Below are 12,167 nucleotides of genomic sequence, written 5' to 3'. Positions count from 1 at the left end.
GAAAATAATTTCGATCGATCAACCAGTAAAAATCCACACAAGTTGTTCTTCATAATCTCTTAATGATCTTCTCAATGCTTCGTCAGCATCAAGCTAGGTCGGCTATATTACTCTCTATCTCTAGAAAGTCAACCAGTAAATCAGATTATTTTTAAACTTATCAAATAAAACCTAACTCAACCAATCTTAACTAAGTTACTGTTTTATCAGAAGTTTTAATCTTCACCACCGCCGATGGATGTGCATTCTACAGCATTTCAGAGGCCTTGCAACACCTTTTTTAAAACTTATGAAACGTGTGTTTATTTTATAAACCACAAAATTTATAAATAACTGTTTTATTTATAAAAATTATTTTAAGAAAAATGTTCGTCATTTTATTTTGAAATACTTAAAATTATAAACAATTGAAAATATTTAACTTTATAGAATTAAAAAAACAAAAAGCACGAGAATACTCCTGCTTTTTGTTTAATTTAGCAACAAATTAGAACTTCATACTCACCCGTGCCCAATAGTTTCGGCCAATATTGTTGAATTGCTCATCTGCAGCAAAACCAAAACCCGCACTACCCGCCTTGTTTAAATGTTCGCTATAGGTTTTATCAAACAGGTTATCTACACCTACAGACAAATCGACACCATCACGAATTTGGTAAGTACCATTCAACGACAAGGTTGCGAAACCGCTGCTTTCGGCCAAGTCATAACCTACGATATTGCCCTGATCTTGACTGATACGATTTTGTGCTGCAACCACTCGCCATAATGCACCCAAAGTGTATTTATCTTGAATATAACGAAGATTTACCCGTCCTTCCAAAGGTGCAATTTGCGGTAAAGGTTTATCGTCGGTGGTGTTTTTACCCCAGGCATACATCGCACTGACATCAGCCTGCAGATGATCGGTAAATTGATAGCCCACTCCGGCTTCTGCACCAGTAATGGTCGCATCGACATTTTTAGCACCTGCAGTTTTGCCATGACTCATCATGCCCGGCATACTATGGACATGATAACTCATCAACACATAATCATTGACTAAGCCCGCATAAGCAGAAACCCAGGAATTGACTGCGCCATGTTCATGTTGATAACCCAAATCAAGCTGCAAGGTTTTTTCAGTGTCGATACCATTAAATGAGTTCACAGTTCCGGGATTACCATGCGCAGTACTAAACAGCTCCCAATAATCCGGCATGCGTTCAACATAACCTAAACCAATATAAGTTTTGGCATCATGTTCTGGATGCTGATTTTCAAGACGGATAAATGCACTTGGTAATGTTTTATCTAATTCCAGGTTATAGCCTTTGTCTACAGATTCAGAGCGTAAGTCTTTGACATTCACCTGATCGACACGAACACCACCCACCCATTTATTTTGCTCATTCAGTTGATAACTGAGCTCGCCAAAGGCACCATATGAGCGGAATTTCATATCTTTGCTACGTGCTTGATCTTGATAGGGTTTCATCAAACTGCCACTGCGCTTAGAGTGTTGGTTATTTTGACTGTCAACACCTGTAATGAATTGCAGTTTATCCCATTGATGAGTAACAGCCAGACGGGCATTTAAGGTTTCTCGTGCCACGTTGGAAGCCATAGGCATATTCATCATGCCATCTGGTTTAAATTCACGTAAGCTAAAGTTATCCATGACATGATCATTAAAGCTATAGTTCACTTGTGCTTCGATTTTCTTGATCACATCGGTGACATTTTTCTTTTCGAGACGAAGTCCCAGACTTTCACGGGCAAATTTCGACCCATCCATCGAGCGGCCTGCATAAACGGCTTCACCGTCAGCCTTGCCACCCGTCAGTTCCACCCAGGTATTTTCATCCGGTGTCCAACCTAAAGCGACATCTGCATTCCAGCGCTCCCAGTCTGAAGAAACTGTATTGCCATCCCCATCTTTATAGCTATCCGACACAGAACGGTTGGCATTCAGGCGAACGTATTTCTGCTCATCGCCAACAGCAGCTTCAAGATTATGATCCAGTCGTCCATATGAACCTGCCAGCACACTGGCCTGACCACGATAATTTTTTTCAGCCGTTAATTCAGTTTCCGGACCACGTTCAAAGAGCACTGTCGCAGCCGAACCGGTATTGGCATATTGCACCGTTTGCGGTCCTTTGATCACCGAAATACGGTCATAGCTTTCCGGTGAAATATAAGATGTCGGTGCATCCATACGGTTTGGACAGGCACCCAGATTTTCCGAACCATCGGCTAAAATTTTAATCCGTGAACCAAACATGCCACGGAAAGTCACATCGCCATTGGTGCCGCCATTTTTGATCGAACTGAATCCCATAATGCTTTGCAGATAGCCTGCTCCATCACTGGCTGGAATCGGCTGGATGGGCTGTTTGGGATCGGCATGCACAATCAAGCCATTGGCATCATTGCCCTGATGAGCAGTCACCACGATAGGGGCTAAAGTTTGCACTGTTGTCATTTGCTGCTCAGCAAAGGCTGAAGCTGAATAACAGGCAACACAAATCGCAGCCGCAAGTGGCTGTAAAAAGAATTTTGGCTGAGTCATTTTATTTCTCACTTAAATCATAAATATAACTGTGCCTAGGTCAGTGAAGACCCGGCGTATAAAACATGGTTTAAGCGAATGTTGGCGGGGCTCGGCCTTGAGGAATGAGAAAGAGTCGCTGTAAAACAAACCAGACATGACCAAAGGTCTTCTGGAATGCCAGTAACCGCACTTGAATACGGTCTAAAACTTCTTTGACTTCAAGCTCTGGCGGCAAAACCAGATTGCCGTAGACAGTACAATACTGACATTGGTGACTGGCATCATGATGATCATGTTCTACAGATTGCTGTTGATGATCTTGATGCAACTGATGATGTGCAGGTGTGGACGCGGAAATGTGCGGTAAAGCAGGTTTTTGCAATAATGCACGCGTAATGGTTTCACAGACCGGAGCAATCTGATATTGCTTCGGCAGCAAAGGCTGTAAAAACACAGCAATCTGTAAAAATACGGCTATACAGGATAGCAGTAGACCATTACGAAAAAGCACAGGCAAATCCTAAAATTTGTCGGAGGCCAGTATAACAAAGCCCAATTTGAATTGGGCTTTTTTTAACTACTTAATTCAGGAATTTTATGGATTAGCGCTTCACCGCGACTTTTTCTTTCTGGCGCTGACGAACCACTTTTTCTACTTTTTCACGTGCACGTTGACGTTTTAAAGGCGATAAATAATCAACAAACAATTTACCATTTAAGTGATCCATTTCATGTTGGATACAAACAGCGAGAAGTTCGTCCGCTTCCAGCTCAAATGATTGACCCTCAAGGTTAATTGCCTCGATTTTTACACGTGACGGACGCTCAACTTTATCGTATATTTGAGGCACTGACAGACAGCCTTCTTCATAAGGCTGGGTTTCTTCAGTTAATGGCGTAACTTTGGGGTTAATGAATACCATGGGTTGATCTTTATTTTCAGATAAATCCATGACAATCAGCTGAATATGACGATCCACCTGTGTAGCTGCCAAACCAATACCTGGGGCTTCATACATGGTTTCAAACATATCGGCTGCGAGCTGACGAATTTCATCAGTGACTTCTTCGACTGGTTTAGCAATGGTACGAAGACGGGGATCCGGGAAACTTAAAATAGGTAATAAGGCCATACGGTGTCCTCACTTATGCCATTGATCAAAAAACAAAATGAAGGAATGCTTCATCAAAAAAATGTGTGTAATATCGTTATTATAACGCAACTACATACATAATTTTAGGAATTATGATAATGAAAAAGGTTTTGAAGGGCATGCCAACTTTTAGTGCCTTGGGGTTTAAAAAACAATTATTGGCACTTGCCGTATGTGTAAGTGTTGGGGCCGGCATGGTCAGCGTTGCTGAAGCAGCACCTGCCCGCAATATCAATCCACCTGCATTAAAAGCCGGAGCACCACAAGTGTATGTGGTGAAAAAAGGCGATACTTTATGGGATATTTCCAAAAGATTTTTGAAGAATCCGGTACGTTGGCCTGAAATCTGGGCCAGCAATAAACACGTGAAAAATCCACACTGGATTTTCCCGGGCGACCGCCTGCTCATGTGTACCTATAATGGCAAACCGATCATCGGTAAAGATGAAGGTGATGGCTGTGAAGGGATTATCCGTCGTTATACCGGTGGCACCAAGTTACAGCCTCAGGTTCGGGTGGAATCATTAAACAATGCCATTCCGGTCATTCCACTGGAATACATCAAGCAGTGGCTAGAACGCAGCACGATTGTGGCACCTGAATCCATCACCGGTACGCCATACATTTTAGGCACGGCGGATCAACGTGTTCTGGCGGCTCAAGGTCAAACCGTTTATGCACGCGGCAATGGCCTGGAAGTGGGTCAACGCTATGCCGTTTACCGTGAAGGTGAACCGTATATGTTTACCGATGCTAAAGGCAAAAAATACAATGCCGGGCTTGAATTGATTCAGGTGGCATCTGGTGTTGCCGTCCGTGGTGAAAATGACATTACTACGCTTGAACTGACAGATACCTATAATGCTGAAGTTCGTCGTGGTGACCGTGTACTGCCTGAATATGATCCAATGCTGCCAACCTTGTTCTACCCGACCAATGCTGAAGATGTTGCTGCCGGTGGACAAGTGGTTCGCGTAATGGGTTCGATTGGCACCGCTGCAAAACACAGTGTGGTGACGATTGACCGTGGTAGCTTGCAAGGTGTTCAAGCCGGACAAGTCTTGACGGTAACCCAGAAAGGCGAAGTCGTAACTGATCCCAAAACCAAAGAGCGTATTCAGCTCCCTGGACAGCGCATTGGCAATATCATGGTATTCAAGAGCTTTGATAACCTGAGTTATGCCTATGTACTGGATAGCGAATTGCCGATTAAAGTCGGTGCTGGCATTCAGCCACCACTGATGGATGAATAATCCTGCACTCGAAATTTAGAAATGGGGCTGAGATTCAGCCTCATTTTATTTTTTAAACAATAATTTAAACAATAAAAAGAAGACATCTTTCAAGGTCTCGTTATGCTCAGTTCATTAAGCTCCTTGCAGCTGGATTACATTCGGCTATGGTTTCTGGTACAACACTCGCTCACCAGTTTTTATAAAATCAGTCAGTACTATACCCATCTGGTCGAGGCAACACAGCCCGATCAAATCGAAACCTGGCAAAAGCTTGGCATTCACAAAAACCATATTCAGCGGCTGCGAGATTTTCATCTTCCCGAATCGCAGCGGCAATTTCAGCATTGTATTGATCTGATCCAGAAACAGAGTGATTTTGTGCTGTTGCAGGATGATGTGCACTACCCGCAACAGCTGCTGCCCTATGCGGACAAGCCTCCGATCCTGTTTGGCCAGGGCGATGCCCAAGCCCTGTTGCAACCGCAAATTGCCATTGTCGGTAGCCGTAAACCTAGCAATCACGGGCGGCAAGTGGCCTATGACTTTGCCTATTACCTCAGTGAAAAGGGCTTTTATATTGGCAGTGGCTTGGCACAAGGCATTGATGAAGCCGCGCATCAAGGGGCTTTGCAGCACAATCGCACCATTGCCGTGATGGGTACCGGCCTGGATCAAACCTATCCGACACAACATCAGTCTTTGCGACAGCAGATTCTTGCTCAGGCCGGCACGGTGATTACCGAATTTTTACCTGGAACCCCTCCCTTACAGCACCATTTTCCACGGCGCAACCGTATTGTCAGTGCCTTAAGCCTGGGGGTCATTGTTGCCGAAGCCACTTTAAAAAGCGGTTCACTGATTACGGCAAAACTGGCAGCGGAACAGGGCAAATTGGTGTTTGCCATTCCGGGACATATTTATAGCGAGCATCATCAAGGCTGCCATCAACTGATTCGTGAAGGTGGCATTTTAGTCGATCATCCTGAACAGGTGATTGAAGATCTGGCCCTGCCGACACAATGGCAAGCTCAACAGCATAGTGAACAGACCAGTAAACTCGCACCTCTGGATGCCCGGCCCGAACTGCCAGCGCATTTAAGCACTTTGTATAATCAGCTAGACTGGATCGGGCAACATCTGGATGAGCTGGTTACTCATCTACAATCAGACGTTGCCACACTCACCAGCCAGTTGATGGAGCTGGAATTACTTGGCTTGTGTACTCAGCAAGCAGGTTTGTATCTACGTTGTCGTCCCGACAAATAAGGTTCACAATAGCGCTTTAACAAATGTGAAGGGAAAAAAATCTGATGATTACCACCTCTGTTGCCGAAGCTGCTCAATGTTTAAAACAGGGACATGTTTTAGCATATCCTACAGAAGCAGTTTGGGGCTTAGGCTGTGATCCTTTTAACGAACAAGCGTTCTTGGAAATTTTACGCTTAAAGCAACGTCCTATTGAAAAAGGGGTAATTTTACTGGCAGCGCAAATTGCACAAGTCGAACCTCTGTTAAAACCGCTGACCGCAGAAATGCGCCAACAGGTCATTGATTCCTGGAGCCATCGCTCGCCTACTGAACGTGCAACCACATGGCTGTTACCTGCAGGCAACCATATTCCGGCATGGATTAAAGGCAATCATCCCAAAGTAGCGGTACGGGTCACCACACATCCCTTATGCGTTGCGCTCTGCAATGCCTTTAACGGGTTTATTGTTTCGACCAGTGCCAATCCTGCAGGGGGAAGCCCTGCCCGCTCCCTTCAGGAAGCCAGCCAGTATTTTTCCAGTCAGCTGGATTATTTAAATGGCGATTTGGGTTTGAGCAAAGAACCTAGCCGTATTATGGATGCTGAAACAGGTGAAGTGATCCGCGCTTAATGCGGGTCATTTTGGTATGATGCGTGCTGAACATTATTTTCAGGCAAAAAAAAGCTCAACCATATAGGGACGGTTGAGCATAAAAAGGATGTGCGTAAATCACATCCAGAGGGTCTGTGAATCTGATTGCGAAGGTTTAAAGATTGTTAAGAATAACTTAAACATTCACGATATAAATATTATGTATTAACTGATTTCTTTATACAAATATATTATTTATCTAAAAAGGCAGTTAAAAACTATCAAATAGTTATCATTTTTTATTAACAATTTAAATTATCTCACTATTTTTTAATTATCTTTTAGCAAAACATCCATTTAAAATGCTTTTTATACTCATTACTCAGACTTTATTTCCATAAAAAATAATTGTTAAAAACCAATTCGTTTGTCTGTTTTTTAATCCATTATTTAACCCTTATGTATTTAACTTGGCTGTTTTAAGAATGCTCTCTTTTTTCTGAGCCAATAAAATGCCCGATAAAATGACCAGTCCTCCAATACTGTGGTAAATCGTCCATGCTTCACCCAACCAAAGTTTGGCAATAATGGCCGTACAGACCGGCATTAAATTCATAAAAATACTGGTACGATTCGGCCCGATTATCTGTACCGCCAGCATCCACACCAGTGGTGCAATTAAAGAGGGGAAAATACCGGCATACAGCACACTGCTTACATTGTGTTGATCAATTGCATCCAGCCCCAAGTATAAAACGAAGGGCAAATGGTAAAGCAGGGCAAAAATAATCTGTACATACAGGCTAATCAGCAAGGGAATCTGCAGTTGCCACTTTTTCAGAAAAACCCCATAAAAGGCATAAAAAAACACCGCCAGCACCATCATCACATCGCCCAGATGCCCTCCGGACTGCACAAGTTGGCTGAAATTCCCTTGTGCCATGACATAGAGCAAACCGGCAAAAGACAGCATGCTGCCTACAACGGCAAAACGGTTGGGAATGTCCTTCAGCATGAGCATGGACACAAAGATGGTAAATACCGGAATAAAGGCATTGATAATGCCCATATTGGTAGCCGTAGTATAATGCGCTGCGCTATAACCCAGACCCTGATACAGCACCATGCCAAAAGCCCCCAGTACTGCCAGCTGTTTCCAGTGCGCCAAAACCAGCTGTCGTTCACGCCAGACCTTGCCCAGCATAAATGGGGTTAACACCACAAAAGCCACCAGCCAGCGATAGAAGCTGATACTGACAGGTGAAATATAGTCCGCCACATAGCGTGTTACGGTAATATTCATGGACCAGATTAAAACGGCGAGTAATGGCAAAGTGAATGCCCACCAGACTGTTTTGTGTTGCTGTGTCATGCCCTGTACCATGTCTGAATGTTCAGTTTTTATTTTTACTGAAGTCTGAAATAATTAGAATATCGAATTTCAGACATTAATACTGCGCTCAGGACACGGAAGAATGGGATGTGACAATTGAAATGACTGCCAAGCTCTTTCAGGCATGAATAGACGCAGACATAAAAATCAAGGACATTCACATGCTTAAGCAGATTCAAAACTATATAGAAGTGGATGATTTCTTTTATCAGAAAGATGAAGTTATTGCGCCACACAGTTCATTATGGGGTGATTTCAATTTTAGTTTGAATGGTATTTTAGAATATGAAATTGAAGGACAGATTTATCTGTCGCCACCGAACTATGGCCTCTGGCTCCCGCCACAAACAGCCCATACCTCTATCGCACTGGATGAACAAATCACCCACTATGTCTGTATTCGGGTACATCCGTGTTTATGTCGGCATTTCGCCCCGGATACCAAAACCTTAAGTATTCGCCCCTTTCTGCGGCATTTGGTGCATGAAATCCTAGAACAAAAACAACAGGGGATAACCACACTGCATTATCAGCACTTATTACTGGTACTGATGGATCAACTCAAAACTGCAACAGCATATGATCACTATTTACCGCAAACCAACCATGTTTTGCTTAAGCCGCTATTGCAGCAATTAGCCGATCCACAGCTATTTCAAAAGAGTTTGCAGCAGCTTCTTAACGGCTTGCCGATGAGCGAACGGCATTTACTGCGCCTGAGCCAGCAAGAATTGCAATTGAGCTTATCCGAATGGCGCAATCGGGCCAAAATTTTATATGCGATCGCTCAAATTCGCCAAGGCAAGACAGTGAAGAAACTGGCCTATGAGCTGGGTTATCAGCACAGTTCCAGCTTTATTGAGTTTTTTAAACGATATACCGAACAGACACCTGCACAACTGCGTGATATCTAATCCTTATATGAACTTAAATCACCTGCTTTGCAATTTGCAGCAGCTTCACAACAAAAATGCCCTAGTCACGGGCTAAAGTCCTATGCCATTTTGATGACAGCACGCTATTGAAGGGTGTCTCTAGAATATATTTCTTCACGTCTTTAATTTTTTTAAATAGTTAGGTCTGATGTTGTCATTGGATCTATAAGGATGCGATATGAAAACACCATTACTGGCTTCACTCTGTGTTGCCGCTCTGGCATTAACAGCCTGTGATAAAAAACCCAATGAAGCACCCGCATCGTCAGCAGCCACACCTTCCTCCCCTGCAACTCCACCACCTGCGACCGTAGCATTAAGTACAAACAATCTCAAAGATATTAAAAATGATTTAGTTGAAATCCAGACCCTCTCCCAAAATCGTTCCAAAGAGGCTTTAGACTTACAGAATAAAGCCAATCAGGCTGCGCAAAAAGGTGATAAAGCCAGTCTACGCACGACCGTTGCAGAAATGAAAACTTATATTGCCAACTTTAACCGGGACCTGGATGCTTTAGCCCTGAAAAGTACCGAGCTAGACAAAGTGCGGGAAAAAATCAAAGAGTCCAATAATCTGGGTATCGAACTTTCCGAAGAAAGCATAGCGGAAAAACCGGATATGAAAAAAATTGATGAACTGCGAAACCGGGCGATGCAATTGCAAAAAGAACTGGTCGCCGACATGCAGGCTCTGGAAAACAAAGTCAAAACCGCACAATAATGCATTGCATGATAAAAACAGGTCAATTGGCCTGTTTTTCTTTGCCCGGCATGAAAGATTTCTGGCGAGATATCAATAAAGACTTGTCGATTGACCCAATAAGCTTTAAAACAAAGCAGTCATTCAAGTTTAAATATTCAAGGACTTTCTATGAGCCAATCTGTTTATGACATTCCCGTCAAGACCATTGCCGGACAGGACATCACCTTAAATCAATATACAGGCAAAGTTTTGCTGTTGGTGAATGTCGCATCTAAATGCGGTTTAACCCCACAATATGAAGGTCTGCAAAAACTGTATAAAGAAAAGCAAGACCAGGGACTAGAGATTTTAGGTTTTCCGGCCAATAACTTCCTAGCGCAGGAACCGGGTTCAGATGCAGAAATCCAGGAGTTCTGCTCTGTGAATTATCAGGTGGATTTTCCACTATTTTCTAAAATTTCCGTCGCAGGGGAAGACAAGCACCCGCTTTATCAAACCCTGACCCAGGCCATTCCTGAACGTATCGGCGAAGGGCCTTGGTGGAAAGACCTGGTCGATTATGGCCTGACTCCAAATGAGCCGCCTGAAGTGTTATGGAACTTCGAAAAATTCCTGATCAATAAAAAAGGTGAAGTGGTTGCACGCTTTGCCCCCGACATCACAGCCGATGATCCGCGTATTGTTGATGCGGTTAATGCTGAACTTGCCAAATAAAAGCATGTTCTAGACCGGCCGGCTCATCTTGTTTAATTCAAGCTGAAGCCGGCTTTATTTTTTATATAATTATTTTACTTTTCAAAAAACCGTCCAGCCATGAAATCGGTTAAACATGGCCCAGAACCGGGCGAAGGTCAGGCCATTTCTATCCCCTTCTTATCCCCAGTTTTTATCATCACACGGGTGAAATAAGCTGCCCTATATGAGATGCCGATCAAAATCATCACCAGACAAAACAAGCTACTTACGGATAATGAAAACCGATTGCCCTACCCCTTGGAAAAATTCCTGATCAGCAAGCAAAGAGAAATTGGCAGACTCAAGTCAAGGAAATGATTCGGAGAATTCCATGTCATCCGTGCTTCAGAGCAGCTGGCAAGTTACATTTATACAATAGATTATTCACGTTTTCTCTTTAACTTAGGGGTGAAATAAAAATATTGGCAGATCGCTATTTTAAATATAGGTAAATCCATGAAAAAACTAGTCCACGCTGGACTCTTTGCTTTAACCACTGCCGTGCTCGCAGCACCTGCAGCAATCGCTGCGCCACCTGCTCATGCCCACGAAAATAACAGTCATGCCCAAAATATGCATTCGGGTAATACACATGGCCAGCAGCACGCTGAACAGCGTCATCATGACATGGTACAGGACCGGGTTTTAAAACCATCCCGCGACTGGAAAGCAGGCCAGGCCCTGCCTTCACATTATTATGGTCAAGGCTACACCATTGATCATAAGCGTTATAAAAATCTGAGCAAACCGGGCAAAAATCAGCGCTGGATTCGCGTTAATGGAGACTATGTCCTGATTAACACGCTTAATCACAGTATTGTGAAAATTATGTCAAATTGATTTGGGTAAATTGTCTAAATCTGAAGAGCGCTGCGGCGCTCTTTTTTAATCACCTATCCGCTGATATTTAAAATATTTGTTATTGCTTTGCAACAATCAGTTTTTTCTCCACATTTTGTCCCCATATTGTGAGGTATTGATTGAAGCTGAAATGAAAGAGATATGAAAAAATTCATCCAAAATGCGGTTTCTCCTTTTGTGATGTTTAGTGCGGGCCTTTTGTTGATTGGTTGTGAACAGGCCAATAAACTGGATGCAACAGAAAATGAAACGTCACCTTCCAGCGAAGTCTCCGAACAGGTCTCTACCCAGTCTGCTACAGAACCTTCAGCTACAGCCGAACTGAAAAGCAGCAACATGTTTTATATCGTCCGTGATGTTGCCGATATGCAATTGAAAACCGGTAACTATATTGAACAGCTCAAACAGACCCAAACGGATTTAGAAGCAGCGGTTTCCAATCATGACCAGCAGCAATTACAAAACACTGCAGAATCCTTAAAAACCCAGTTAAAAGGCTTTGACCAGGCACTCAGCAGCCTGAACCTGAAAAGTCAGGAAATTGATTCCATTCGTCAAAATTTGATGCAGGCCAATCAGCAAGTACTGGCTACGCCGTTTTTAAATGGCGAGCTTGACTTGACTCAGGTCGATTTCAAGAAAATTGAACAACAGATGGGTACGATCCAGATGGAAATGATTAAACTGGCCGGCATGATGATTCCTGAAGGTCAGAATAATTCAGGGCAAAATGAATCCAATCAGGAAAGTTAATTCTCCTGTAAATAAAGCCTC

General features: G+C 43.2%; 12 protein-coding genes. 8 read left to right on the top strand and 4 right to left on the bottom strand.

Features of this window, described 5'->3' with window-relative positions:
* Nucleotides 1–487 precede the first annotated feature (487 nt).
* The 3 genes from ACPUEY_RS11645 to def form a co-directional block, all read right to left on the bottom strand.
* Complete coding sequence (locus tag ACPUEY_RS11645; RefSeq protein WP_425122196.1) at nucleotides 488–2,467, bottom strand: TonB-dependent copper receptor; 1,980 nt, start codon at nucleotides 2,465–2,467, stop codon at nucleotides 488–490.
* Between the two features lie 157 nt (nucleotides 2,468–2,624).
* A complete protein-coding gene (locus tag ACPUEY_RS11640) occupies nucleotides 2,625–3,047 on the bottom strand; it encodes a DUF2946 family protein (protein WP_425122195.1) in 423 nt (140 codons plus the stop codon).
* Between the two features lie 91 nt (nucleotides 3,048–3,138).
* Nucleotides 3,139–3,669, bottom strand: coding sequence for a peptide deformylase (gene def, locus ACPUEY_RS11635; protein WP_092820001.1), 531 nt, complete (start codon nucleotides 3,667–3,669; stop codon nucleotides 3,139–3,141).
* 119 nt (nucleotides 3,670–3,788) lie between these two features.
* On the opposite strand from def, the gene ACPUEY_RS11630 reads away from it, so the two are divergent.
* From ACPUEY_RS11630 to ACPUEY_RS11620, 3 genes are all read left to right on the top strand, one after another.
* A complete protein-coding gene (locus ACPUEY_RS11630; protein ID WP_131273460.1) occupies nucleotides 3,789–4,943 on the top strand; it encodes a LysM peptidoglycan-binding domain-containing protein in 1,155 nt (384 codons plus the stop codon).
* 102 nt (nucleotides 4,944–5,045) lie between these two features.
* Nucleotides 5,046–6,191, top strand: coding sequence for a DNA-processing protein DprA (dprA, locus tag ACPUEY_RS11625; RefSeq protein WP_425122194.1), 1,146 nt, complete (start codon nucleotides 5,046–5,048; stop codon nucleotides 6,189–6,191).
* A gap of 44 nt (nucleotides 6,192–6,235) precedes the next feature.
* Complete coding sequence (locus tag ACPUEY_RS11620) at nucleotides 6,236–6,805, top strand: L-threonylcarbamoyladenylate synthase (protein ID WP_261182601.1); 570 nt, start codon at nucleotides 6,236–6,238, stop codon at nucleotides 6,803–6,805.
* Nucleotides 6,806–7,223: 418 nt separating this feature from the next.
* Here the strand turns inward: ACPUEY_RS11620 and ACPUEY_RS11615 are convergent, their stop codons facing one another.
* Nucleotides 7,224–8,138 (bottom strand): DMT family transporter, encoded by a 915-nt coding sequence (locus ACPUEY_RS11615; protein WP_425122193.1) that lies wholly within the window; start codon nucleotides 8,136–8,138, stop codon nucleotides 7,224–7,226.
* Between the two features lie 182 nt (nucleotides 8,139–8,320).
* Here ACPUEY_RS11615 and ACPUEY_RS11610 point away from each other — a divergent pair, with 182 nt between their 5' ends.
* The 5 genes from ACPUEY_RS11610 (at nucleotide 8,321) to ACPUEY_RS11590 (ending at nucleotide 12,146) form a co-directional block, all read left to right on the top strand.
* Nucleotides 8,321–9,073 carry a helix-turn-helix transcriptional regulator gene (locus ACPUEY_RS11610; RefSeq protein ID WP_131273464.1) on the top strand — a complete coding sequence of 251 codons (753 nt, stop codon included), beginning with the start codon at nucleotides 8,321–8,323 and terminating at the stop codon, nucleotides 9,071–9,073.
* A 199-nt stretch (nucleotides 9,074–9,272) separates the two neighbouring features.
* Nucleotides 9,273–9,815: a hypothetical protein gene (locus ACPUEY_RS11605; RefSeq protein ID WP_425122192.1), complete on the top strand. Its 543-nt coding sequence runs from the start codon at nucleotides 9,273–9,275 to the stop codon at nucleotides 9,813–9,815.
* Between the two features lie 150 nt (nucleotides 9,816–9,965).
* On the top strand, nucleotides 9,966–10,511 hold the full coding sequence (locus tag ACPUEY_RS11600) for a glutathione peroxidase (RefSeq protein WP_131273466.1): 546 nt from the start codon (nucleotides 9,966–9,968) through the stop codon (nucleotides 10,509–10,511).
* 477 nt (nucleotides 10,512–10,988) lie between these two features.
* Nucleotides 10,989–11,372 carry an RcnB family protein gene (locus ACPUEY_RS11595; RefSeq protein WP_261182603.1) on the top strand — a complete coding sequence of 128 codons (384 nt, stop codon included), beginning with the start codon at nucleotides 10,989–10,991 and terminating at the stop codon, nucleotides 11,370–11,372.
* Between the two features lie 162 nt (nucleotides 11,373–11,534).
* Nucleotides 11,535–12,146, top strand: a complete 612-nt coding sequence (locus ACPUEY_RS11590; protein WP_425122191.1) for a hypothetical protein — start codon at nucleotides 11,535–11,537, stop codon at nucleotides 12,144–12,146.
* Nucleotides 12,147–12,167: the final 21 nt, after the last annotated feature.

The organism is Acinetobacter sp. G11 (assembly GCF_049808495.1).
In the GTDB taxonomy this organism is placed as follows: Bacteria; Pseudomonadota; Gammaproteobacteria; order Pseudomonadales; family Moraxellaceae; genus Acinetobacter; species Acinetobacter kookii.
This window is presented reverse-complemented; position numbering and strand designations above follow the sequence as displayed.